This window comes from Marinicella gelatinilytica (genome assembly GCF_026410405.1).
Taxonomy (GTDB): Bacteria; Pseudomonadota; Gammaproteobacteria; order Xanthomonadales; family Marinicellaceae; genus Marinicella; species Marinicella gelatinilytica.
The window spans coordinates 1-25,177 of record NZ_JAPMLN010000007.1 but is presented as its reverse complement, the minus strand read 5'-3'; the positions used below and the strand labels follow the sequence as shown (position 1 = coordinate 25,177).

Below are 25,177 nucleotides of genomic sequence, written 5' to 3'. Positions count from 1 at the left end.
AAAAGTGAGCATTTTAACAGAAAGCCAAGGCAAGTGGTTTACCCACAAAAAAACCGGCTGTTGTCTCAACAGCCGGTTTAGTTTTTAGTTCTTTAATTGACTTATTATTCTTCAATATCTTCCGGCTCAATATCCGGTAGAATGATTTCTACACGACGATTTCGCTGACGACCACTGGCATCATCATTGCTGGCCACCGGAAAATCAAAACCTAAACCTTTCGTTTGAATACGATCACCATTAAGACCTTGGTTGACCAGGTAAGATTTGACTGATTTTGCACGTTCTTCTGATAATTTTTGATTAACGGCTCTTGAACCCACATTATCGGTGTGACCTTCAACAATCACCTGTTGATTCGGATTATCTTTAAGTGCTTTCACCAAGGGTTCTAAGTTACGCGCGGAACCCGGCTTAAGATCTGATTTATTAAACTCAAACAACACATCACCTAAAGTAATGACTAAGCCACGTTCAGTTTGTTTGGCTTGTAATTCAGACAGTTGATTTTGCAAACTATTCATGGCAGCTTTAGCAGCAGCGGCTTCAGCTTGTGCCGCTTCTGCCCGTAATTTAGCTTGTTCTGCTTCACTCATGGCTGATTGTGCCGCTGCCTGGGCTTCTTTTTTCAAGCGATCGGCTTCGGCTTTGGCTTGAATCGCCGCATCACGCATTTGTTGGGCTTCTTGGGCTTCTGCCAAGGCTTGAGCGCGTTGCTGTTCCGCCATCATGGCACTACTTTTTGCGCGCTCTGCGCGTTGTTGTGCTAAATCAGCTTCTAAGGTGCGTGACTCTAACACCAATCGGCTTTGCTCTTCTGCGAGATCTCTGCGTTGATCGTTATAATAACGTCCTTCAGCACTGTACTTAGCCAGCTCAATCAGGCGGTCAGTGGCATAAATGGCATACTCATAGGCTTCATCATCCATTTTTTTAGGACGGTTTTGCACTGTTTTTAAAGCATCTTGAGCGCGGTTTAATTCTTCACCACCGCGAGAGGCCAGTTCGGGATTAGCCATGAGGTCATTTAATTGATTTTTCAAAGCCGCCACACGTGGATCAGGCTCAGGTGTTGAGGCACAAGAGGCCAGTAATGCCACCAATGACAGCATCAAAGAAAATTTCAAAATTTGATTTAATGATTGTTTCATTGTCCGCTCCGTTTACGTTGTAGTTCGTTTCGTAACAAATCCACGGATTTACGCAAATCTGTGTACGCTTTCTCTGCTTTCATGGCGTCCGCTTTAGCTGCCGCCACTTCAGCGTCACGTTGTGATTTTTTAGCTGCAATTTCAGTTTTAGTCCAATTACGCTTATCCAAATCAACTTTGGCTTGATTCAAATTATCGCGGGCAGACTTCATCAGATAGGCCGCATGTGCCATTCCATCTGAACGCTGTGCAGATTCAATAAGCACTTCAGCCTGACTGATGGCTTTATTGGCTGAATTTCTATCCGCCATAACGGGTGTTGCCAATAACAACAATAAAATACTGATTGTGTATATTTTTGTTTTCATAATTCCTCTCTTTGAGAATGATTAAAAAAACCCCATCCGATTTCAGTAGGGAGTGAATTGCATTATTAATGCATAAATCGAACGGGGGTTAAGTCGAAACATGAACATTAAACCCATGTTTCGCTACTTACTGCTAATTGTTAACTTTTGATTGCCACTCTTCAACGGCTTTCTCTGCTCTGTCTTTATTATAACCGTAACGTTCCTGTAAACGGCCAACTAATTTTTGTTGTTTTCCGGCAATCACATCTAAATCGTCATCGGTGAGTTTGCCCCATTGTGATTGAGCCTCACCTTTAAACTGATTCCATTTACCTTCAATAATATCCCAATTCATCATTATTTTCTCCATTGTTTAAAACATCTTTATTGTAACGATAAACAGATAAATAAAGCGTAAAGCGAATGTTAAAAGAATGCTAAAACAATAACTTGTGGGGACACTCAATGATTATTCAGACAGCTTTGGGGTTTTTGTCTTTATCCAGATTTTTGAGTTTTTTAAGCGTTTCTTGATAGCCTAAATCAAAAATTTCCTGAGACGAGTCTTTTTTCAGAAAGCTATACTTGCGTAGGGCTGTGGGCGCGATAATGACATCACAATCTGAGAATTTTCTGATGGATGCTTGGGCTCTTAAAATTGTGAAAGCACGTTGCGTGACCGCCATGGTTGATTTTAAGCTGTCGTAATCGGCCGATTCCAAAGGACTTACAAAAACACCGACAGACTGTTCACAATAAATGGATAATGGTTCGGTGGGGAAGTTATTGGTAATACCACCGTCGCTGTAGAGAACACCATCGATTTCAACCGGTGTCATAATGCCCGGGAAGGCCCCGGAGGCCAGTAAGGGTTTAATCAACGGCCCTTCATAAAAAATCCGTGCCTGACCGGTAATCATGTTGGTGGCAACGATGAACAACCTTTTTTTCAGGGCCGAAAAGTTATCCTCCGGAAAATATTTTTTAAACTCATCATGGAATTTATCGGTATCAATTAGACCCGGTTTAAGTAAAGTGAATTTATTAAATGAAAAGGAAAACAAATCCAAATTATCAAAAAAATCCAGCATTTCCTGCCAGGAGTAGCCTGCCGCGTATAAAGAGGCCACCAACGCACCGGCGCTGGTACCGGAGACAGTGGTTGGGTGAATGTCCATTTCTTCTAAGGCCTTGATGGCACCGATATGGGCCACTCCTAAGTAGCCGCCACCGGATAAAACCAAACCTACGGGTGCTTTTAAGGGCATTGTGATCTCCTTTGCGTTAACAATTTATATTTTGCTATAGCCATTATTTCCACATCCGTGCGAGCACATCTTTTTTCGGTGTGGCTTTCTGGTGTACATAGGTCATGATGGTGTGTCCTGCGATTAATGCCAACAATATCCAACCAAGTTCACCATGGAAATCACTGCCTAAATCGAGCATCCACTGAATTTTCTCACCTTCAAATCCTTCAAATATTGGCAAACCCAAGACATCAAAGGTACGCCCGGATCCGTATTGTCTTAACAAGGCCAGAATCGGAATAACAATCACCAAAAGGTACATGACCCAATGCCCTGTTTTAGATAATAGACTGACCGAAGGCGGTCGGTTGGATCGGTTAATTAATGCCCACACCAAACGGAGGAACATGAGTACCAGCAGTATCACACCTAAGGTCTTGTGGGTTGGCCAAAAAAAGGCTTCAATGGCCGTGTCTTCAAAAAAATAACGGGATGCCGCGCTTAAAAATTGCCACAGTATTAAAAGGGCCATCCCCCAATGCAATACCTTACTCACTATTCCGTAACCTTCAGTGCTGTCTTTTAATGCCATTCATTGTCTCCAGAGATATATTATTTATGATGAGAGCCTTTAAGATTTGAATAATATAGCATATCTTGATGTCATCTTTTGATTAAATTTTCTAAGCTATAAAGCTTGGTCCCAGTAAGGCTCATCACCAAAACGTTTCGCCAGAAAATCAATTAAATGCCGACAGCGTTGCGATAAAAAACGATTTTTTGGATAGATGGCATAGGCATTTAAGGTGGGTAATTGATAATCCTGAAGCACACACTGCAATTCGCCACTGGCTAACTTTTGGTGGGCGATAAAGGTTGGAATATAAACCAACCCATGGTCTTTTGCTGCCATGTTGACCAAAAAATCACCATTGGTGGCTTTTATTTTCGCGTTGATTGCGATTTTGTGCTTTTGCCCTTGTGCATCCGTTAAATGAAGCTGACTTTCTTTATTAAGGCCATATTGCAAAAATGCATGATCCTTTAAATCCTCCGGTTTCTCAGGTGTGCCCTTTTGGCTTAAATACGCAGGGCTGGCGCACAACACAAAACGAATCAGCGCCAATCGCCTGGCTTGGTAACTGGAATCCTGTAATTCGCGGATTCGAATGGCCAGCTCATAGCCTTCCTCAACCAGATCAACATGCCGATCTGAAAAATCCAGCTCAAAATTCAAATCAGGGTGTTCGCCGGCAAACTCATGAATCGCTTCACTTAAATGCAATAAACCAAAGGACAAAGGCGCGGTCATTTTGAGTGTTCCGCCAATGTGGGTCGGTGAGCCACTAATGTGCTCATTTAAGGCATCCACTTTATTGATAATACTGTTGGCACGTTGATAATACAGCTCGCCTGCTTCGGTGAGATTGGATTGGCGCGTGGTGCGGCTGATTAACTGACTGCCCAGGCGGGTTTCTAACTCTTTTAGACGCCGACTGACTGCTGATTTGGCGGTATTGAGTTGTTCCGCTGCTTTGGTGATACTGCCGGCATCCACAATGCGCACAAACATCGCCATATCTTCTAATTGTCCCATGTTATTAACTCCAGTGATTGTTCCGAATAAAAGAACTGTATTTTGTAATTATTGCCGTTTATCCTTCTCCGGTCAACAACTATAATGGCGTCATCAATTAACTATTTGGAGGAAACCATGAACAAATTACAAGATTTGAGTGCACCAATTGGCCGCATCTTTTTAGCTGCAATTTTTATTATGTCGGGATTGGGTAAAATAACCAATTATGCAGGAACCCAGGGATATATGGACGCCATGGGCGTGCCCGGGGTTATGTTGCCACTGGTTATTATCCTTGAAGTGCTTGGCGGGATCGCCATCGTGGTTGGCTTTAAAGCACGTTTTGTGGCTTTTTTAATGGCCGGTTTCAGCGTCGTTTCGGCGATTTTATTTCATGCTGATTTTGGCGATCAAACACAACTGAACATGTTTATGAAAAACATCGCCATCGCCGGTGGATTTTTGCTGATTGTGGCGCACGGTGCCGGTGCTTACTCACTGGATAACCGTCAGACTAAAATCAGTCAATAATAACAGGAGTTCCTATGAAAACCATTTATCATGCAGCCGATTCCCGTGGTCATGCCGATCACGGTTGGCTGAAGAGTAAACACACATTTAGCTTTGCCAATTATTACAACCCTGAGCGCATGGGCTTTGGTGCCCTGCGCGTCATCAACGATGATTTTGTCATCGGTGGTCAGGGCTTTGGCAAGCACCCACACCGTGATATGGAAATTATCAGTATCCCATTATCCGGAAAGCTCCGTCATGGTGATGATATGGGCAACCAGGGCATTATCGAAGCCGGTGAAATCCAGGTGATGTCAGCCGGCACCGGTATTACCCACAGTGAGATGAATGGCGATGCCAAAGAAGCGGTGAAATTTTTACAAATCTGGTTGATCCCCAATAAAATGAGCGTTAAACCGCGCTACCAACAATTACGTCTGGCTGATATGATGCAGCCCAATGAATTTAATCAGGTGCTGTCACCCAATCCGGATGATGCCGGTGTATGGATTCATCAAAACGCCTGGTTTAGTTTGGGTGATTTTGATCAAGGCGTCAGCAAAACCTATCAGCTAAATGATGCGAATAACGGCGTTTATGTGTTTGTTATCAAAGGCCAGGTCGATATTAATGGCCAAACCCTGAATACCCGTGATGGTTTAGGTATTCAAGACACCGAAGAAATCACCATGAACGTGGCTAAAGATGCCCGTGTGTTACTGATGGAAGTGCCCATGCATTTGTAAGCAAAGGTTGAGCCAGAACCAAGTAGCTACAATTAAGCAATTTTAAATTTAAGAGAGGTTAATGATGACAATTAAAACCCTAAAGCCACGAATGGCTGATGTCGGCGGTATTCCCATCGCCCGGTTATTACCCAATTTAGGTAAACAACCGATTGGCGCCTGGTGCTTTTTAGACCATGCCGGCCCGGCTAATTTTGATGATCAAGACCCGGGCATGCAGGTGGGCAGACACCCGCACACTAACTTGCAAACCTTCTCCTGGATGATATCCGGTGAAGTGTTGCACAAAGACAGTTTGGGTAACGAACAAGTGATCACCAAAAACCAGGTTAACTTAATGACCGCCGGCACCGGATTAGAACAAGGCATCAGTCACACTGAACAAAGTGTGTTTGCCGATACCGGCGGTTCTGCCGATGCTGAACGTAATATCAATTTGGTGCAGCTCTGGATTGCGCTGCCTAAGGACCAAAAGATCGAACGCAGCTTTCATCATTACCCTAAAGTGCCCAATTGGACAGAAAAAAATGTTGAACTGTACTTAACCACAGGCAGCTATACGACTGCAGCCGGTGAAAGCCATACCGCACCGACGCTACAGTATTCAAAGCTGGTGGGTATTGATGTCCATTTTTTACAAGACGACAAGCTCACATTAAACCTTGAGTCCGGCTTTGAATATGGCCTTTTGGTGGTGGAAGGTGCTTTTAAATATGACGGACAACAATTGAATCAAAACGAATTACTGCGTTTTGATGAAAGCGATATCAGCGATCCAGAAGGCATCACAATCAGCGCTGAAAAAGGCACCCGATTAATGTTTATTGGCGGCGAGCCACTGAAGCAAAAAGTGCTGCTGTGGTGGAATTTCGTTGACGATAATAAGGCCGATATCGAACAATCCATCAGTGACTGGAATGCGGGACATGCGCGCTTTGGCGATGTTGATTCTGACCTGAAAAGACTGAGCGCACCACCGCTACCACAAGGATTTAAAGAATAGCAGCACCCGTGGTGCATTTAGGACAGAACCCAACAAGTATTGTCATATCGACCGAGCGAAGGCCAGGCAATGTAAATTAAGCAGTTTGTGTGAAGCACAAGAAGCTTAATTGGAATGCCGTAGGCCGTGAGTGGAGATATCTCCTGATGATGGAGATTTGCGATAAAATTGGGGAGATTCCTCCATGCGCTACGCTTAGTCGGAATGACATGGCTTATTTGGATTATGTGAAAACAACCTTAAGAATTATTTATCATTCCAATGCACCACAGATATTTTAATTAACAGACATTACTATTTAGGAGAATGACATTGTCAAAATTACAACACTTACAACAACTGGCCGAAACCCGGCGATCAATTTATGCCTTAAGCAAGCAGTTACCTGTGGCTAAGGAAGAAATTGTTAACCTGGTTGAACATACGCTGTTACACACACCATCTGCTTTTAATTCACAATCAACGCGTATCATCGTTTTGTTTGGTGATGACCATGAAAAACTGTGGCAAATCACCGAAGACACCTTGCGCGGTATCGTCAATGATGATGAGAAATTCAAACCCACTCAACAAAAAATTGAGGGTTTTAAAGCCGGTGCCGGCAGCATTCTATTCTTTGAAGACCACAGCGTGGTGAAAGGCTTACAAGAAAACTTTGCCCTGTATGCCGATAAATTCCCCGACTGGTCACACCACACCAGCGGCATGCACCAATATGTCATCTGGACGAAGTTAGCCGCCTTGAATATTGGCGCCAACTTGCAGCACTATAACCCGGTCATCGATGACCAGGTGGCAAAAACCTGGAACGTCGATAAAGACTGGCATCTGATTGCGCAAATGGTCTTCGGCGGCATCGAGCAACCCGCCGGCGATAAATCATTCGAACCGATTGAAAAACGCTTAAAAGTGCATGGTTAAATACAGCATAAGCAGAGAACCCACCGGCTCTCTGCTTTTATCGCGTTTGAAATGATGTCATTCAATTGACTGATAACGCATCGATAAATTCAATTTAAGAAGTGGTATTAGCGTTGAATTTACCACACTAAATTTCTGAAAGTACCTTAAAATTTAATCTCAGCTTGTTGGCAGTTTGGGGATATGATGTAATAACAGAGGGTTTTGCATTAGTTATCAGTCAAGTTATATCAAAATGAAATCGACAACAACCGTGCCTTATATCAGTGAAAAAGAACACGTCATTCTGTTTGATGGGGTGTGTAAACTGTGTCATGGTTGGAGTCGATTTATTATCAAACATGACCGCAAGCATATTTTTAAGTTAGCCACGGTTCAGTCAGTCCAGGGTCAGGCGATTCTTCAGCACTTTGGTTTGCCGGCAGATCATTTTGATACCATGTTATATATTGAAAACCATCAGGCTTACGAAAAAAGTACCGCTTTTTTAAAAGTGATACAAAAACTGCCTTATCCAATTAAATTGCTACAGGTGTGTTATATCGTTCCGCGCTTTATTCGTGATTGGTTTTACGACCGAATTGCCTTGAATCGCTATCGCTTATTTGGCAAGTACAGCGAATGTTTGTTGCCAACGGCTGATCACAACAGTCGGTTTCTTTAACCCGAATATTTCATGCAAGAATGGAATTTAGGGATAAAATGGCAAAATAGATCGTATAAATATCGCATCAAGCATAGTCACTCATATGTTGTAGGCGATTTTATGCGAGATATGAAGCCATTTTTTTCATAAAGCCATTCAGGTACAATCTGATATTTATTGCTATTCTCATAACTGCATGACACATAAAAAAATATGCCTGTTTTGTACCGATTGTATGAAATATTCGGGTTAAGATGCAGAAAGAACCTTACACAAAACGATTAAAGACGGTTAATTTAGTGGCACGCAGCGCTTTGGCTTTTGTGTTTTTTTATCACGGCTTGGTCCCTAAGTTACTTTTCCCAAGCGAAGTGGAATTGATGTTGGTACAACTTCATGGCTTGCCGATTGATGCCATCGTGATATCCAGAGTCGGTGGTGTTTTAGAAATTATCCTGGCCGGCTTACTTATATTTGTGCGTCGCTCTTTAATACCTGTTTATATGGCTGCCATTTTATTACTGGTGTTATTAATCGATGTTGCAGTTATCAAGCCTGAGCTGTTGGTTGATGCTTTCAATCCGGTGAGTATCAATATGGTCTCTTTGGCACTATGTTGGATTGTGGCGATTTCTCAGCGAAAATAGATTACAACAACTGAAGCTACTAAGCATCATCATAAAAATTTATTTTGGCTCTCCACTTTAATCTTGTTCCACCATCCTCATTAGTAAAATTTAAAGCAACAATCTTAGGTATAAAGCATGGAGTATAAGCAACATCATACCGAAAGACGTTGGATGTCGGCCTGCGCCGACAAGGCTTTCGGTGTCTATAATGCTTTAAACCTGGACCGAGTCAAAATTTCCAATCCAGCATAATTGTCTCTTAAAATCAAACGTTTGAAGCTATATGAGTTTCAAACAGTCAAGTTTCGGAGCGGCATTAGAATTATTACTCAACAGTTACAGATTTGGCTAAATTGCGCGGTTGATCGACGTCGGTGCCGCGTAGTACGGCGACATGATAGCTGAGCAACTGTAAGGGTACATTAAAGACAATCGGTGAGGTGAAAGAGCCGCTGGCTTCCAGTTCAATCAGGTATTGAACCCGGTCTTTTAAACCGTGTTGGCTTTTGTGATCGACAAAGACATACAGTTCACCACCGCGGGCGCGGACTTCTTCAATGTTGGATTCCAGCTTTTCTAACAACTCATCATTAGGACACACTGCAATCACCGGCATTTTATCATCCACCAACGCCAGGGGACCGTGTTTAAGCTCACCGGCGGGATAACCTTCGGCATGAATATAGGATATCTCTTTCAGTTTTAACGCCCCTTCTAAAGCGATTGGATAATGCACGCCCCGGCCTAAAAACAGGGCATGATCGCGTTGTACAATTTGTTCAGCAAACACCTTAATCTGATCATTGAGCAATAACGATTGGTTAATAATGCCCGGCAGGGTGCGTAATTGCTTGGCTAAGTTCTTGCGTACTTTGATATCCACATCGCGAAGTTCTGCCAATTTTAAGGTTAACAAAGCCATCACGGCCAATTGTGTGGTCAGGGCTTTGGTTGAGGCCACCCCAATTTCCGGACCGGCATGGGTTAAAATACATTCATCACTTTCCCGGTCCAGAGTCGAATTGGCGACATTGCACACCGCAAAGGTGGCCAGATAACCGGCTTTTTTAGCAAACCGCAACGCCGCCAAAGAATCCGCGGTTTCACCGGATTGCGAAATGGTCAAAAACAAGGTGTTCGCCGGAATCACCGGTTTGCGATAACGGTATTCGCTGGCAATCTCGACTTGCGTTGGGATTTGGGTAATGGCTTCCAGCCAATAACGCGCCACCATACCGGCATGATACGAGGTACCGCAGGCAACAATATGAATCTGTTGGGTTTTTGCCAGTATCGCCTCGCCTTGTTGAGAAACAAAGCCATCCGCAATGGCATCATTAAACAAGCGATCGGCAATGGTGTTGGCCACCGCGATGGGTTGTTCATGTATTTCTTTTAGCATGTAATGGGCGTAGCCGTCTTTGGTTAAGGCCTCTGAAGACAAGGTCACGGTTTTTAATGCCCGTTCCACTGCCTGACCAGACTCATCATAGATGTCACAGCTTTCGGCGGTAATTTCCACCACGTCGCCTTCTTCCAGATAATAAAACTGATCGGTTTGACTGACCAAAGCCTGGACATCACTGGCCACATAATTGGCCTGCTCACCAACACCCACCACCAGCGGACTGCCTTTGCGGGCTGCAATCACACGGCCGGGATCCGACATACATACAATGGCCACCGCGTAGGCGCCTTCTAATTCGCGCAAGGCTTTATGACTGGCGGCAGAAAAACTCATGTCTTGCGCCTGATAATAATGAATCAGATGCACCAATGTTTCGGTGTCTGTTTCAGACTTAAACTGATAGCCGGCCGCGGTTAATTTTTCCCGTAACGGGCGATAATTTTCAATAATACCGTTATGCACCACGGCAATGGCATTGTCTGAGTCATGGGGATGGGCGTTGGCTGACGTGGGCTCGCCATGGGTGGCCCATCGGGTGTGACCAATACCAACCTCACCATTAATCGGATTGGCTTCCAGATCGGCTTCTAAATGCTTGAGTTTACCGGCTTGTTTGCGAATGGCGATGCCCGAATCGGTAATGACTGCGATGCCGGCAGAATCATAGCCCCGGTATTCCAGGGTTTTCAGGCCATTCATAATAACATCAACAATCGGCCTTTTGGCACTCACTGCAACAATTCCACACATATTATTTCTTACTCGGTTTTTGCCAGTCAGCCACAGATCTTTGACGGCTTCTGGAGAGGGTTAATTGACCATCCGGGGTATCTCTGGTGATGGTCGAACCGGCACCGATGGTGGCACCGGTGCCAATGGTGACCGGCGCCACCAGTTGACTGTCTGAACCAATAAAGGCCCCGTCTTTAATGACCGTGGTGAATTTATTAACACCATCATAATTACAGGTGATGGTACCGGCACCAATATTGACATTGTGACCAATAACGGCATCGCCCAAATAACTTAAATGACTGGCTTTTGAATTTTCACCGACCTTGGTTTTTTTCATTTCCACAAAGTTACCGACCTTAGCGCCTTGCGCCAGTTCTGTTCCGGGTCGCAAACGGGCAAACGGGCCAATGGTACAGTCACCGGTGGTTTTCACGCCGGCTAACATGGAATGGGGTTCCACCACGGTACCGGCGGCCAAATCACAATCCTCAAGCACCGAAAAGGCACCAATTTGAACACCCTCGGCCAAACGATTCTCGCCCACAAATAAAGTGTTTTTATCGACCACCACATCACGACCGCACTGTAATTGACCACGAATATCAACAGTCTCCGGTCGCGGCATCCGCACCCCTTGCTGCAGTAACTTCTGCACCAGGCGTCGCTGGAAAATCGCTTCCAGTTCGGCCAGTTGCTGCATGTCATTGGCACCTTTTACAATGTCGGCTTGTTCGGCTTGCACCGCCTGAAAAGGTCGACCCTCATCAGCCGCCATGGCAATCACATCGGTCAGGTAATACTCATTCTGACTGTTGCCATTATTGAGTTGTTGTAACCAGCGGTTTAAATCAGCCGCCGGGGCTTTGATAATACCTGAATTCACTTCTCGAATTTTCAGTTGCTCTTGACTGGCATCCTTTTGTTCCACAATCGCCGCAATCAAACCATCCTGATTGATAATCCGACCATAGCCGGCGGGATTATCCAATTGCGCAGTTAAAACACAGGCATCTTCCTGCATGTGATTTAAATCTTCGGCTTCCACCAGCGGCGCATCGCCATAGAGAACCAAAACAGATTCAGTGGCTTTAACAAACGGCATGGCCTGCTTAACGGCATGACCGGTGCCCAATTGTTCGCTTTGCTCAGCCCAATTAAGCGACTCACTCGCCAGTGCTTTTTTCAGGCTGTCCTTTTGATGACCACAAACCACAGTTATTTGTGCCGGGTTTAACGCTTGCGCGGTTTTCAGGATATGCACAATCATCGGTTGCCCGGCCAATTCGTGCAACACCTTAAGTTTGTCCGAATGCATCCGGGTACCGGCACCGGCCGCCAGAATTATGATATGAAGATTAGAATCGGTCATGAAAGCCTATAAAGCCCACAGGGTTAATACCTGAATTGATAATCGAGCTATTATAAGGCATTTACAACAGAAATAAAAAAGGCACATTGCTCAATAGATATTAGTAAATGATAGAACCAAGATGATTTCAGCTTACTTCTATTTAAAGCTTCTATGCCTACGTAATCTGTTCCAAGCCATTGATGATGACAAAAAAATTAGACTGCTGATGACCAAAAGCAGCAGAAAAAATAAACTAAAACGAATTTCATAACGTGGCATGAATAGATTTAGGTGCAATAAAACCACAATAACACCAGTGGTTATGATCCAAAAGTAATAACTGCCAGGCCCCTTTTTATATAAAATCTGGCTCAAAATGCTCCCAATACCAATTGCAAGACCATAAATAAAATGAACAAATAATGACACAAGCCAAACACCGGAGTCACCAACGTCTGCAGATAAAGCCTCCCATGAAGGTAATAACCTGTTAACCATCATACCTATAATAATGGTTGCAAAGAAACTACAAAGAGACGCATCTAAAATCTTGTTTATCATAATCTAATTATTTTAATGCTATTATCTGTATATGACACAAAATAATTTCTTAAAATCAGCATGATTAAAAGACTAACAATAAAAAAGCCGAACCACGTTAGTGATTCGGCTTTAAATTGCTTATGTTATTGGTTAGTCAAAAACCTGATCGATGTTAATCACTTCGACCTGATCCAGATCTAACGGATAATCCTGAATCACGCTGTCTTCTTCCAGCAAGTCGTTGGGTTTTTCCGAGTTGTATTCCATCGGTGATGACTGCTCGCTGACCAGACGTTTTTTGAGGTCTTTGGCATCGCTGGTGATAAAGACAAACTGGATGTTGTCGGTTTGCAGGTGGTTTTTGATGATGCTATTCACATCGGCCAGCGTTAGCTCAGCCAAACCGTTTTTAACCATCTCTACAAAATCATCGGTGCCGTAAAATTGGCTGTCCATATGATAGCCCAGCACACGATCCTGGCCTTTTAATAACAGGCCGGCGTATTTACTTAAGAATGACCGGGTGGCCTCGAATTGTTCTTGGGTCAGGCCGTTATCAATCAGATTTTGCAGCTCATACATGGCCACGCGGGTGGCGAAATGGGCGTCTTGGTTCGAACGCAAAGGTCGTATCCAGACCTGGAAAATTTGCTCGGAACGACCTAAGTTGGCATTCGGCTGGGTTAAATACATGCCACGCGGGAAATACTCGATATAGGCATAGTCACCATAGTTCATTCCACGGGCTTCGCGAATACGCTGGTACAGGAAACTGTTGGAATTTCGGTGTTCGCCTAAGAATGAACGCACCAGCCACAAGCCCACCCAGTCGTCATGAGCACGATTGACGTCAATCGGAAAGCCAAAGGAAACCGCTGTTGGCATGGTTTGTTTTTCCACAATAATGGCTTGTCGGCCGCTGAGTTTCGGTGCCGGCGGGATGGCGACTTGTTCGGCGCCGGATTGTGGCAATTCTTTGGTCACCGCAGTCAACATTCGCTCTTTTAAGGCTTCATCCAAATGTCCGGCAATACCGATGTTTAAGTTTTCCTGGGTGAATTGGGCCCGGTAAAAAGCTTTCACATCGTCAAGGGTGATGCCTTCAATATCACTGACATGGCCTAAATTCAGACTGCCGTAAGGATGACCTTCGTATAAAGCTTCATACAGGACTTCTTTACCCAGTTCTTCATCGTTGTTCTGTTTCAGGTCGGTCTGAATGGCATTAATCTGTTGGGTTTTTAAGCGATTAAAATCATCTTCTCTAAAACCCGGATTTAATAAATTATCCAGCACGATATTCAGCCATTGATCGGCTTTTTCACGGTGTACACGGCCTCTCAGGGACACCATTTCTTTATCCACTTGCGAGGAAAAATAAGCCGCCATCGGGCGCATGGCTTTCTGGATGTCTTTTAAGGTGCGACTTTCGGAGCCGGCATCGGTCAGCATCGAGGCGGTTAAATAAGCCAGACCTTTTTTACCCTCAGGGTCTTGTGCCGCACCGGTGTTGAATAAAAAGTTGACATCAACAATATCACTGTCACTGCTTAAATCAGTAACCTGAAAGGCCGGATCAACAGGCTGATTGGCCGCAGCCACCTGCTCGGCTAAACTGAAATCAGTGTTTATGCCGGCAACTTGTTCGCCTTCGGCCAGGGTCACCATAATGCGGCCGTCATCCACCAGGTAATGATTGGCGGCCCACTGCACATCCTCAGGTGTGATTTCATCTAAACGCGCATACTGCTGATTAATGGTTTCGGGGTTGCGATCATATTGCACCACCGATGCCAGCATATCGGCAATGGCTTCTGAATTATCCAGGCTGTTGGCAAAGCCATAGCGAGCTGCAGATTTAATGTCATCGAGCTCACTTTTATCAACCAGTTCGGTTCGAGCTGTGACAATGGTATCGACAATGGCTTGTTGCACTGCCGGGTAATTGGCGGGATCAGTTAATCGCGCTAAAATATAAATCAAACCCGGATCCTTACTGTCAGGGCTGTAAAAGAATAAGGCATCAACCAATTGCTTGTTGACCACCAACTCCTGGTAAATATCAGAGTTTTGACCAAAATAAACCTCTCCCAACATATCGATGGCGGCTTTGTCTTTTTGACTCGGGTCGGCATCGGTGCCACGGAAGGTTAGGCCAAACATGGGTAAGGTTTGTGACGGCCAGGCGATGTGATGGTATTGACTGCCTTGAGCCGGTGGTTCCACCGGAATATCGGCCTGGTAATTGCCACGTTGCCAATCACCAAAATACTGCTGAATCAAGTCATGAGTTTCATCCACATCTACATCACCGACCACAATCACGGCGGCTTTTTCAGGGCGGTACCAACGATCAAAGAATTCTAAAGCATAATCCATTTGATCGGGCATGGCTTCAATGTCTTCTAAAAAGCCCATGGTGGTGTGGCGGTAGGTGTGCTCTTGGTAGGCATTTTTGCGTACCGTTTCAAATAATTTGCTGAACGGATTGGCACTGTTTTTCAGGTATTCACCTTTGACCGCCAGGGCTTCGGTGCGGAATTGGGCCTCTGAAAATTTCAGATTCTTAAAGCGATCGGCTTCCAGTTCCAGCATTTTTTCCAAATCATCTTTAACAAAGGTGACGTGGTAATTAGTGTAATCATCGGTGGTGTAGGCGTTTTGATCGGCGCCCATTTCCTTGAGCATGGCACCGTACTCTTCCTGTGAATAGTTTTCGGTACCACGAAACATCATGTGCTCAAAAAAGTGTGCAAAACCGGATTTACCGGGTTCCACTTCATTGCGTGAACCGGTCTGTACCGGAATCTGTAATGACACCACTTCCGGGTAATCGGTTTTAACGACTATGGCTTTTAAGCCGTTATCCAGGGTGCGCATATCATAATCCTGGTTAAAAACCCGATTATCTGGCTCACTTGCGGTTTCTGAGTTGACCGATTTATTAACTGGCTGACTGGCACAACCGACCATGAGAGCGGTCAATAAGAACAGTCCTATTTTATGTAAATTGTGTTGCATGCAAATACCTCACTGATTGAGCAGCTGTGATTAGCCGCAGATTTTAGAATGCTTAGATTGTAAATAATTTGATCTTAATTGAACTGTGTCAAAAGTACTTTTTTAATCTGACTGAGTCAGCTGAGCGGTTATTTCACTACAGTTTTTATTTTTAGGCTGAAGGTCTTCCATTAACCTATTCACAGGAAAATAACTCCATATGGCTAACCCCAGCAGAATCAAGACAGATAGTAACAAACCCAAAGGTCGTAACAACGCCCGATTTCCGTAACGGTAGCGGGTAGGCACCATCACCTTTTCATCGGGCAAAGGTGTTTGCTTGAGTTGATAAACCCGCCAACTTTTACGCCCTTCGGTGAACAACAATACCAATGCCAAGAGTAAAGGTGCGCCAACTAACATCAACAGCATGGTCGCTGTTAAACCATCCATGTTCAAAATAGTTCGGCAGTGCGCTGTGCGTATAAATGTATTAAACCACGGGAAAAACCAAAATTGTGCCCAAAGAGCCAATGGAGCAACAATCAACAAAGCCTTTAATAAAATTCGCCAGCGCTCACGCCGACTATACAGCGGCGCAAATTCAGGTCTTGATTCGTTTATGTCCGACATGGCGCTAAAACACCCAGGCAATCATCAACCAGAAAATCAAATAAAACAGAAAGAACCCGGCCAACATATATTGCAGTTCACCCAAAAGCCCATCGCCGGCAGCCACGGCAAATATAATCAATAAGATGGCGGTGACAAAAAAGGCAATAATGGCGGCATCTTTAAGCCCTAAACCCGGCGCAAACACTGTTCCTAAGGCAGGCAGCATAAAAAAGCCCGCGATAAGCACCAACAAAACAATGGCCATCATTCCCAGCATAATTTTGCGGGATTCATTTTTCTGTTTTTGATCAATTTCACCCATTTTATTGCGTTTCCGTCGATCTGTGCTTAACTAATTCCCGCACCCGATTCGGTTCCGGCATACCGGTGGCCACCAATTCGGGATTATCACCGGCGGTAAATATTTCAATTTTACCAACCCCAAACATGCGATTAAAGAAGCTTTGCGACACCCGAATGGTGCGAATACTGTCGATGTTAATTTCAGAATGCTCCTTACTGAGCAGGCCTTTTTCCAGGACAATGTCTCGATCAGTCACGGTCAGCTTGAGGGATTTGGTCTTTAAAAACCAGATTAATAATATAATAATTCCCAAACCAAAAGCCGCAATTAATATCACCGAAGCGATAAAGCCCAGGGGGTTATTTTTGAACATCACCGGATTTTCTGAATAGAGTACGCTCATTGAATATTGTTAAGTACTAAAGCAATCAGTTTAACATTATCAGCCCCAATACTTAAGTGCCGTTGGTCACAATGAACACTATCGCCGCGGCACATAGGCTAAATTTTTATGCCAGAAATCGATAACGTAGTTTATCCGTGGTCGCATCAGCTCCCGATACGTCGGCAGCTCACTTAAATGCACCCAACGGCACTCGATAATACCTTCTTCGATTTGTGGTGATAAATCATCATCCCGTCCCTGATAATGCATGCTGTACCAATGGGTTTTCTTTAAATATTCCACGTTCTGGTGAGTGGTGGTGTGCCAGGTGCTGACCAGTTTACCTCTGATCATCAGCTTATCCAGTAATAAACCGGTTTCTTCACTGACTTCACGACGGGCACAAAATTCGGTGGACTGATCTGTTTCCAAACGACCTTTGGCCATATCCCATTTACCGCGTTTGAACATCAGTAAAATATGCTGATCATCATTACAGACCAGGCCGCCGGCGGATTCAATAATCGGTTTGTTGATGGTATCGGCTAAGTTATGTGGCATTGTTTTCATCCTCAATTTTCTGTTGTCTTTTACGGGCTTTAAGCACCGCGTATTGGCGGAAGGTCAGGTTAGAAAACTTAACCCCGTCCAATTTAACAGAATAGGTTTTTTTGTTCTCTTCACCACTCAGCGGCACAAAACTGCCATCGCCCAATAATTGCACTAGGTATAGCATGGCAGTTAATCGCGTGGCTCTTTTTTCATCGGCATTGATAACCACCCAGGGCGAACGGCGTGAGGAGGTGTGATTAAACATCTGTTCTTTAAAATGGGTAAAGGTTTCCCATCGTTCTCTGGCATGTAAATCATTTTCGGAAAATTTCCAGAACGTGAGCGGATCGCTTAAGCGATCCTCAAAACGATACAACTGGCTGTCACTGGTGATGGATAAATAGAATTTAACCAGAATCAAACCATTTTCCTGTTGTTTATGCTCCCAGTCGAGCACCTTATTCATAAAATATTTGTATTGCGCCTCATTACAATAACCCATGGTTGGCTCAATCAAAGCCCGGTTGTACCAGGAGCGGTCAAAAAAAGCGATCTCTCCGGGTTTCGGCAGTTCGCGTTCATAGCGACGAAACCAGTATTTTTTGTCCACATCATTGGGAATCCCGAGGGCAACAATTTTATAATGCCGCGGCATCAGATTTTCCACAAAGCGCTTAATGGTGGAGCCTTTTCCGGCGGCATCCCGCCCCTCAAAGACAACCGCCATGCGTTGTTCGTTTTTGACCACGTCTTGCTGAATTTTTAATAACTCAACCTGTAAGCGGCGTTTTTCAACATGGTAGCTTTCTTTGTCGATGCCCGCATAGGGCGTCTCAATTTTTTTGACGTCTTTCATGAAGTATTGTTAATGACTGTGCGGCGTATCTTGAGACAAACTTTGGACTAATTGCTTCACCATTTTCTCGGTGGTGATAAAGCCCCAGTTCCAATCATTGTGATAATCTACCAGCGGATTTTCAGCCACAATAGCAGTTTCATCTAAACCCTGATCAAGCAACACTTGAATCTTATCGCGACTATCCTCAAGCATATCAATAACTGCTTTTAAGTCTTTTTTATCGGCGAGATCACCGTGACCCGGAATAATCTGAGTGTTGTTATCGGCCATCGAATCTATTTTTTTCAACGCTGCAATCATACCGTCCAGCGAACCACCGGAACTTAAATCAATATAAGGAAATCGACCATTAAAAAACACATCACCGGCATGGATGACATTGGCATCGCTAAAGTATATCACCGCATCTCCATCGGTATGGGCATGCGGCACATGGAAAACCCGCATCGGTTGTTCATTAAAATAAAGGTGAATGGCTTCCTGAAAAGTTATCACCGGCAAGGTGTTTTTCGGTGCCGGCTGCATCACATCTTCTGTTTTAATGCCTTTTTTAATGAGACGCTTGCGGACATTATCATGGGCAATAATGTGGGCGCCGGCATCGCTGACCGCAGCATTATTACCGGTGTGGTCACCATGTAAATGGGTGTTTAAAACATAATTAATGGGACGCTCAGTGACCGCTTTTATTGAGTCTTGCATCTTGTCTAAAAATTGCGGCATCGAGTCATCAATTAAAATAACCGCTTCATCACCCACCAATAGACCTAAATTGCCACCGGTAAAACCGTTTTCACCGGATAACATATAAATGCCTTTCGCCACTTCGGTGGTTTTAAAATCAATGACCGGTTCACTTTCGGGTTCTTGTGCTAACGCCAAACCACCGGTCAACACAAATACAAATACAGCTAATTTAAATGTTTTCATGGGCTATTATCTTCTCTAAAATTGTTCTTGATTATAATATAGACGTGTGAAATAAACCTAAATTTACGGTGTGCCTGAGCCCGAAACCAACTTTAGCCCGACGATTCCGGTGATAATGAGCATCAGACTTATGAGACGTAATAACTCCCGGGATTCATCAAACAAAAGCATACCCACCACAGCCACACCCACTGCGCCAATTCCGGTCCATACCGCATAGGCAGTACCAATTGGAATGTCCTTCATGGCCAAAGCCAATAACCAGACACTGGCGACCATGGCCATCACTGTAATCACCGAAGGCATCGGTTTTGAAAAACCTTCGGTGTATTTCAGACCCACGGCCCAAACACACTCAAATAATCCAGCCACCAATAGATAGAACCAAGCCATATATAATCTCAACCAAACAATAAAATTCCAATAAATGATACTGTATTTTTTTAGATTTTATCCATCGTGTTTAGAATATTTTTTCATGAGGATGACATGATATAATCACTGAAAGCTTTCAAAGAACTTTTACCATGTCCGAAACAGTCATACTGGCCTGTCCACAATGTGGTGCCAAAAATCGATTGCCAACAAGCAAACTCAATAACAAACCCAAATGCGGTAACTGTCATAAGTCACTGGGCGTGGGAGAAGCCAGTGAACTCAACAACAAATCTCTGTCCAAGTTTATAAGTAATAATGAGCCATTGGTGGTTATCGACTTTTGGGCTGCGAGGTGTCAGCCGTGCCTGATGATGGCACCCAATTTTTATCACGCTGCTAAAAAATTACCCACGGTGCGTTTTGCTAAAATCCAAACCGATCGCCATGAACAAGCCGGTGCGGAGTTTGGCATTCGCAGTTTACCAATGCTGGTGGCCTTGAAAAATGGTCATGAAATGGATCGCTTAAGTGGCTTAAGAACCGCCTCTGATATTATGCATTGGGTGAAATCGTTGAGTTAAGTGTTCTATTTTATGTGCAGCACATATTTATTCATAAAACTATCCATATTTTTTTAATTGTGCTATTATCTTACTGAAATTCATGTATTTTATATGAATTTTATTTATTCACTAATCTATACAACACTTTGAAATCCATTGATGCAATCACACAAGTCTTAAAAAGTGGCTTCGTGACCCAAAAAGACATTCAGGCCATTACTAAGCTATCTCAGGCCACAGTTTCCCGATGCTTAAAAAAACTGGATGATTCGCTACTGGTTTTACCGTTTTCGTCACCCAATAAATACGCTTTGCCTGCTGAAGATAAAGGTTATTCAGTTCAATTTAAAGAAGTCGATGAACAGGGCAATGAGTCAAAACTCGGAACTGTGTATAGACTGGCCAATGACCAGTACTTTGTTGATTTAGCTGAAGGGGCTTCAAAGTTATATTTAGGCGAAAAAGGTAATGGCTTGTTTGATGGCTTGCCCTTTTTCTTAGATGATCTCAGGCCGCAAGGATTTTTAGGGAATCTATTTGTTAAACAACTTGCTGACATGTCAGATCGTTATCCTAAAAAACTGAGTTCATGGCAAGCAAAACATATTTTCCAATATCTCGAAGAATATGGCGATGATTTACCGGGCAATTTAAAGTTCGGTGTGGGTACATGCCATTTGCCAAGACAACCTGTTTACCCTGTGCCTTATGACAAATATGATTTTATGTGTGAGCAAATCAAAGCAGGTGTTTCCCAAGAATCATCTCTGGGTGGTGAGCAACAAAAATTCACTGTTTTTAGCTCAGAATTAAATGCAGATGTTTTGGTTAAATACACTTCAAATAAAAATGATGCAGTAACCAGACGGTGGAAAGATATACTGGTCACAGAATATCATGCCTTAAAAATATTGGCTGCATTTAAAATACCGGCAGCTGAAATTGATTTAATTGATCGAGATAATCGTTTCTATCTGGTGGTTAAAAGATTTGACAGGATAGGTTTTTTTGGCCGTTCTTCGATGTTTTCATTGCTTTCAATCGATATGGAATACGTCGGTTTAGGTGAAAATTGGCAAAATATCGCCAATGAAATGTTAAAATTAAATTTATTATCTAAATCTGATAATAACTCTATTTCTATACTTTGGGCTTTTAGTCAACTAATTGCTAACACCGATACGCATTTAGGCAACATCAGCTTAGGCATTAAAGGAGATTCATTTAATTTACTCCCCATTTATGACATGTGTACCATGGCGATCGCGCCAAAACCAAACAGCTTAGACCCGATTGATTTCACTTTACCAGATTTGGATACCTTAAATATCAATCAGGACAACAAATCACTTGTCTTAGAAATGGCTTTTTTGTTTTGGCAGCGTATAGAGAAAGATACGCGGATTTCTGGTGAGTTTAGAAATTATTTGAAAACCCACAAACCTTATAAAAAGCTGGAATTTCAATCATAATCAAAATGATTCACAGACTTTAAATAAAGTCGATTATTCAGCAAGCAAAGTTCTGATTTCTTCCAAAGTTGTTGGCTTTGGTGAGTGCGTGCGCTCAAATCCTGAGCCATTAATTATTTTCACTTTATCAGGGTTTCGATAAATCCTTCCGTCATCTGATAAAAAATACGCCGTATAGCCCTTTCGGGTGGATCGATAATATGGTCTGTCAGCTCTTTCTTTTAGAAAAATAAAAACACGGTCACCCACTTCATAATAATAATCGGCACTGCTTGTTGCACATATACCATCATAGCAACCACCTGATTCTTCTATGTCAATAATATCCACCTTAATTAAACCCTTAAAAACCTCATCCACATGTAATTCGTAGTCAGTGAATACGCCCATTTTTATTTTTGATTTAGACTCCATTTGGCCCATTAAATGATTACGTACAGACCAGTTGTTCAATGTTTCTTTTTTCACATACGATTTGTGAATTATTTCACCCGTTACAATCAGCTCAGCTTCAGCCAGCAGCTGATCGAACGGCACATAGAAAAAACTTGCCTGCGCAGGAACAGTGAGTAGGCTGAAACCTAATAAACCAAGTATTTGTGATATTTTAATTTTCACAATGTCAATATTTTATGACTCATTGTTAATACTAAAATAATCTTCAAAAGTTGCTTTGTCACTCAGGGTTTCCTTATATATTTTGTTTTCTTCAATCAAAGGAATTATTTTGTTTACATCTTTAACAAAGAAATCCATTAGATCAGTTGCCGAAGGATATAAAACCAATACATTAGTTTTATTGGTTATCTTCTTATAAAGATCTGCATTCCTTTTGCTACCAGCGTAATATTTAATTACAACTTTATTATCAATTATAAAGTCAAAATCAGATCGATTTGCATTAAATGAAAACTCTGGATGATGACATAATAGAAATGCTTTGGGGTGTTTTATAAAATTAGCCCATTTATGAATTAAGTTAAATCCTTTGTAATTCTGACTTCGATATTGCTGTGGTAGTGAAATCATCTTAAATAGCTCATAACTTCTCTCCACGAATAAATATAGTCTAAATACGTAATCTAAAAAAATTTCTTGTTCATCTGTATATGAGCTTATTCTATTAAAAAACATATTAATTAAATCAATGGAGTTAGCGAGGTTGCATGCAATGCAGTTATGATTAAATGAAATTTCGCTATGAAACAAATCATGCAACTTACATATTTCTGGCTCACTAGTTTCATCATTTATTAAATTTTTTCAAAATTTAATTTTGCTTTATGAAAATCATAATTCATAAGCACTACCTCAGTTTTTACCAATAATCTTGACAATATTGTATATTGTGTACTGAATATAAGTTAAAAAATCTCATTTAAAATTAAAAAACAAATAAACTAAGATATTATGGACAAAAATAAACAGTTAGTTCCTAAAACAAGTTCAATAATAGCTCTAAAAAAGAGTAAAAGCTTAATCAATCTTGCAAATTCAATTTTGTCTGGGAGTTCTGTTGAGTTGGCGAGTCATGAAGAATGGATTGAAAAACTTTATCGTTGGGCAGATGAACACAATATCAACGATACAACTATTCCAAGAAATAAGAATGCACTATTACAGTTAAAAAGTCTAAAACTAGATCATCACAATATAGATAATTTTCCTTATTTTCTTGGTAACTTAACTAACATCATAGATCTAAGTTTGCTTAATGTTAGACTTACAAAGGTGCCTGAATTTATCGGCAAACTTTTTAAGCTTAAAAAGCTTAATCTAAGCCACAATTACTTTACTGAAATTCCTGAATTTATAGGCAATTTAGATAAATTAACAAGTCTTGATTTAACGTGTAGCCATAATTTAAAAGAGCTACCTGCTTTTATTGAAAATATGACGGGCTTGACCAATCTTGAACTTTATAAAGTTAACTTGTCTCAGATTCCAGAATTCATTGGACATATGAAACAACTAAGAAGTCTAAATATAGGTCATTACTTTATGAATTCAGTACCTGATTTTATCGGAAATTTAACCGAATTAACTGAATTGAAATTGTGTTTTAATGCATTAAATAAAGTTCCTGATTTTATTGGTGAAATGTCGCATTTAAAGAAATTAGATTTGAGTCACAACAATATTGAAATCATACCTGAATATATTACAAGACTTACTAAATTAAAAACACTTAGTTTTGGCGGCAACCCTTTAAAGAAAATTCCAGATTACATTAGTTCAATGACTCAGCTTGTTAGCTTAGACATTAGCGATTGCGAATTAACTGAAATACCTGATATATTGAGTGAATTAAATTATTTAGTATCACTAAAAATGGGGTATAACGAAATACGACAAATTCCTGATTTTTTGAAAAGAATGACACAATTAAAAACATTGGACTTAAGCAGTTTTAATGAAAACTCTTTTCAAAATAAAGATTCATTGATTGTTCCTGATTTTATTGGTAATTTTAATAACTTACAAGAACTTCATTTATCAAATAATGAGTTGAAGAATCTTGAAATTGTTGGTCACTTAGGTCAATTAAAAGAATTGTTTTTAGACTCTTGCTATTTATCAACTCTGCCTGATTCAATAGGAAACTTAAAATCATTGACAACCCTTGATATATTTGAAGGCAATCTCAAAGAATTCCCCAAGTGTATTACTAAGCTATCAAAATTAAAACATCTCAACATTGGAGCGAATGAATTGTCATGTATCCCTGATTCTATTATTAATTTAACATTTTTAAACGAACTGATATTACATAATAACAAACTCATAACTATTCCTGAGTCTATTGGAAACCTCAAGAACCTGAAAAAGCTTAATCTGAGTAATAATGAATTAACAATCCTTCCTAACTCAATTGGTAATTTAAAAAATTTGTATGAACTAGATTTAGGTAATAATAAGCTAACCTCTGTTCCTGAGTCTATTGCAAACTTAAAATACCTTAAAAGGCTAATTTTAAATAATAACGCTTTATCAGAAGTCCCAGAGTGGTTTGCTGATTTTAATCAAGCGACCATTATTCACCTCGACAGTAGTTTAAAAACAAAACTACCTTCTTCACTAGCTAATTTAAACATTTATTGGGATTAACATTTATGAGTAATGATATTCTTAAACGTTTTGAAATAATTAAAAATGCTTGAATTCAAGTAATAAGTGCAATTTAATCATGCAGCAAGTAAATCGACTTGCTGCCCCATAAATAATTCATTCGGAGATTTCCCGCCTCTTGTTTTCCGTGGTCTGTTATTCAGGCAATCCATTACGTGTTCTATT

General features: G+C 41.9%; 28 protein-coding genes and 1 pseudogene. 9 read left to right on the top strand and 20 right to left on the bottom strand.

Annotated elements, in window-relative coordinates:
• Nucleotides 1-104: 104 nt before the first annotated feature.
• From OS173_RS06010 to OS173_RS05985, 6 genes are all read right to left on the bottom strand, one after another.
• A complete protein-coding gene (locus OS173_RS06010) occupies nt 105-1,151 on the bottom strand; it encodes an OmpA family protein (RefSeq protein WP_267183368.1) in 1,047 nt (348 codons plus the stop codon).
• On the bottom strand, nt 1,148-1,519 hold the full coding sequence (locus OS173_RS06005) for a DUF4398 domain-containing protein (protein WP_267183367.1): 372 nt from the start codon (nt 1,517-1,519) through the stop codon (nt 1,148-1,150). Before OS173_RS06005 ends, OS173_RS06010 begins: the two co-directional genes overlap by 4 nt.
• A 133-nt stretch (nt 1,520-1,652) precedes the next feature.
• Nucleotides 1,653-1,856, bottom strand: coding sequence for a CsbD family protein (locus tag OS173_RS06000; RefSeq protein WP_267183464.1), 204 nt, complete (start codon nt 1,854-1,856; stop codon nt 1,653-1,655).
• Between the two features lie 118 nt (nt 1,857-1,974).
• A complete protein-coding gene (locus OS173_RS05995) occupies nt 1,975-2,769 on the bottom strand; it encodes a patatin-like phospholipase family protein (RefSeq protein ID WP_267183366.1) in 795 nt (264 codons plus the stop codon).
• 43 nt (nt 2,770-2,812) lie between these two features.
• Nucleotides 2,813-3,343, bottom strand: a complete 531-nt coding sequence (locus tag OS173_RS05990) for a cytochrome b (RefSeq protein WP_267183365.1) — start codon at nt 3,341-3,343, stop codon at nt 2,813-2,815.
• 96 nt (nt 3,344-3,439) lie between these two features.
• On the bottom strand, nt 3,440-4,348 hold the full coding sequence (locus tag OS173_RS05985; RefSeq protein WP_267183364.1) for a LysR family transcriptional regulator: 909 nt from the start codon (nt 4,346-4,348) through the stop codon (nt 3,440-3,442).
• A gap of 117 nt (nt 4,349-4,465) precedes the next feature.
• On the opposite strand from OS173_RS05985, the gene OS173_RS05980 reads away from it, so the two are divergent.
• From OS173_RS05980 to OS173_RS05955, 6 genes are all read left to right on the top strand, one after another.
• Complete coding sequence (locus OS173_RS05980; RefSeq protein WP_267183363.1) at nt 4,466-4,861, top strand: DoxX family protein; 396 nt, start codon at nt 4,466-4,468, stop codon at nt 4,859-4,861.
• A 14-nt stretch (nt 4,862-4,875) separates the two neighbouring features.
• Nucleotides 4,876-5,589 (top strand): pirin family protein, encoded by a 714-nt coding sequence (locus tag OS173_RS05975; protein WP_267183362.1) that lies wholly within the window; start codon nt 4,876-4,878, stop codon nt 5,587-5,589.
• A 61-nt stretch (nt 5,590-5,650) separates the two neighbouring features.
• Nucleotides 5,651-6,592, top strand: a complete 942-nt coding sequence (locus OS173_RS05970; protein WP_267183361.1) for a pirin family protein — start codon at nt 5,651-5,653, stop codon at nt 6,590-6,592.
• Between the two features lie 312 nt (nt 6,593-6,904).
• Nucleotides 6,905-7,513: a nitroreductase family protein gene (locus OS173_RS05965; protein WP_267183360.1), complete on the top strand. Its 609-nt coding sequence runs from the start codon at nt 6,905-6,907 to the stop codon at nt 7,511-7,513.
• Between the two features lie 235 nt (nt 7,514-7,748).
• A complete protein-coding gene (locus tag OS173_RS05960) occupies nt 7,749-8,177 on the top strand; it encodes a thiol-disulfide oxidoreductase DCC family protein (RefSeq protein WP_267183359.1) in 429 nt (142 codons plus the stop codon).
• Nucleotides 8,178-8,413: 236 nt separating this feature from the next.
• Entirely contained in the window at nt 8,414-8,806 is a 393-nt protein-coding gene (locus OS173_RS05955; protein WP_267183358.1) for a DoxX-like family protein, read from the top strand.
• 307 nt (nt 8,807-9,113) lie between these two features.
• Here the strand turns inward: OS173_RS05955 and glmS are convergent, their stop codons facing one another.
• From glmS to sugE, 11 genes are all read right to left on the bottom strand, one after another.
• The gene (gene glmS, locus OS173_RS05950) at nt 9,114-10,946 is read right to left on the bottom strand and encodes a glutamine--fructose-6-phosphate transaminase (isomerizing) (protein WP_267183357.1); all 1,833 of its coding nucleotides are present in this window, start codon (nt 10,944-10,946) and stop codon (nt 9,114-9,116) included.
• A 1-nt stretch (nt 10,947) separates the two neighbouring features.
• The gene (gene glmU / locus OS173_RS05945; protein ID WP_267183356.1) at nt 10,948-12,300 is read right to left on the bottom strand and encodes a bifunctional UDP-N-acetylglucosamine diphosphorylase/glucosamine-1-phosphate N-acetyltransferase GlmU; all 1,353 of its coding nucleotides are present in this window, start codon (nt 12,298-12,300) and stop codon (nt 10,948-10,950) included.
• 138 nt (nt 12,301-12,438) lie between these two features.
• Nucleotides 12,439-12,843, bottom strand: a complete 405-nt coding sequence (locus tag OS173_RS05940) for a hypothetical protein (protein ID WP_267183355.1) — start codon at nt 12,841-12,843, stop codon at nt 12,439-12,441.
• Nucleotides 12,844-12,975: 132 nt separating this feature from the next.
• Nucleotides 12,976-15,846, bottom strand: a complete 2,871-nt coding sequence (locus tag OS173_RS05935; protein ID WP_267183354.1) for a M16 family metallopeptidase — start codon at nt 15,844-15,846, stop codon at nt 12,976-12,978.
• A 102-nt stretch (nt 15,847-15,948) separates the two neighbouring features.
• Complete coding sequence (locus tag OS173_RS05930; RefSeq protein ID WP_267183353.1) at nt 15,949-16,458, bottom strand: hypothetical protein; 510 nt, start codon at nt 16,456-16,458, stop codon at nt 15,949-15,951.
• Nucleotides 16,459-16,462: 4 nt separating this feature from the next.
• A complete protein-coding gene (locus tag OS173_RS05925) occupies nt 16,463-16,762 on the bottom strand; it encodes a hypothetical protein (RefSeq protein WP_267183352.1) in 300 nt (99 codons plus the stop codon).
• Nucleotide 16,763: 1 nt separating this feature from the next.
• A complete protein-coding gene (locus OS173_RS05920; RefSeq protein WP_267183351.1) occupies nt 16,764-17,147 on the bottom strand; it encodes a PH domain-containing protein in 384 nt (127 codons plus the stop codon).
• Nucleotides 17,148-17,225: 78 nt separating this feature from the next.
• Nucleotides 17,226-17,690 (bottom strand): NUDIX hydrolase, encoded by a 465-nt coding sequence (locus OS173_RS05915; protein WP_267183350.1) that lies wholly within the window; start codon nt 17,688-17,690, stop codon nt 17,226-17,228.
• Nucleotides 17,680-18,537: a polyphosphate kinase 2 family protein gene (locus tag OS173_RS05910; protein WP_267183349.1), complete on the bottom strand. Its 858-nt coding sequence runs from the start codon at nt 18,535-18,537 to the stop codon at nt 17,680-17,682. Before OS173_RS05910 ends, OS173_RS05915 begins: the two co-directional genes overlap by 11 nt.
• 9 nt (nt 18,538-18,546) lie before the next feature.
• Complete coding sequence (locus OS173_RS05905; RefSeq protein ID WP_267183348.1) at nt 18,547-19,470, bottom strand: MBL fold metallo-hydrolase; 924 nt, start codon at nt 19,468-19,470, stop codon at nt 18,547-18,549.
• Nucleotides 19,471-19,533: 63 nt separating this feature from the next.
• Nucleotides 19,534-19,863 (bottom strand): quaternary ammonium compound efflux SMR transporter SugE, encoded by a 330-nt coding sequence (sugE, locus tag OS173_RS05900; protein WP_267183347.1) that lies wholly within the window; start codon nt 19,861-19,863, stop codon nt 19,534-19,536.
• 134 nt (nt 19,864-19,997) lie between these two features.
• On the opposite strand from sugE, the gene OS173_RS05895 reads away from it, so the two are divergent.
• Entirely contained in the window at nt 19,998-20,429 is a 432-nt protein-coding gene (locus OS173_RS05895) for a thioredoxin domain-containing protein (RefSeq protein WP_267183346.1), read from the top strand.
• 173 nt (nt 20,430-20,602) lie between these two features.
• The gene (locus OS173_RS05890) at nt 20,603-21,883 is read left to right on the top strand and encodes a HipA domain-containing protein (protein ID WP_267183345.1); all 1,281 of its coding nucleotides are present in this window, start codon (nt 20,603-20,605) and stop codon (nt 21,881-21,883) included.
• A 33-nt stretch (nt 21,884-21,916) separates the two neighbouring features.
• Here OS173_RS05890 and OS173_RS05885 read toward each other — a convergent pair whose 3' ends face one another.
• Together OS173_RS05885 and OS173_RS05880 are read right to left on the bottom strand one after the other, a co-directional pair.
• A complete protein-coding gene (locus OS173_RS05885) occupies nt 21,917-22,501 on the bottom strand; it encodes a hypothetical protein (RefSeq protein ID WP_267183344.1) in 585 nt (194 codons plus the stop codon).
• 12 nt (nt 22,502-22,513) lie between these two features.
• Nucleotides 22,514-22,912, bottom strand: coding sequence for a hypothetical protein (locus OS173_RS05880; protein ID WP_267183343.1), 399 nt, complete (start codon nt 22,910-22,912; stop codon nt 22,514-22,516).
• A gap of 381 nt (nt 22,913-23,293) precedes the next feature.
• On the opposite strand from OS173_RS05880, the gene OS173_RS05875 reads away from it, so the two are divergent.
• Nucleotides 23,294-24,991 carry a leucine-rich repeat domain-containing protein gene (locus OS173_RS05875; RefSeq protein ID WP_267183342.1) on the top strand — a complete coding sequence of 566 codons (1,698 nt, stop codon included), beginning with the start codon at nt 23,294-23,296 and terminating at the stop codon, nt 24,989-24,991.
• A gap of 77 nt (nt 24,992-25,068) precedes the next feature.
• On the opposite strand, the pseudogene OS173_RS05870 reads toward OS173_RS05875, so the two are convergent.
• Nucleotides 25,069-25,177: pseudogene (locus tag OS173_RS05870) on the bottom strand (IS30 family transposase); the annotation flags it as partial.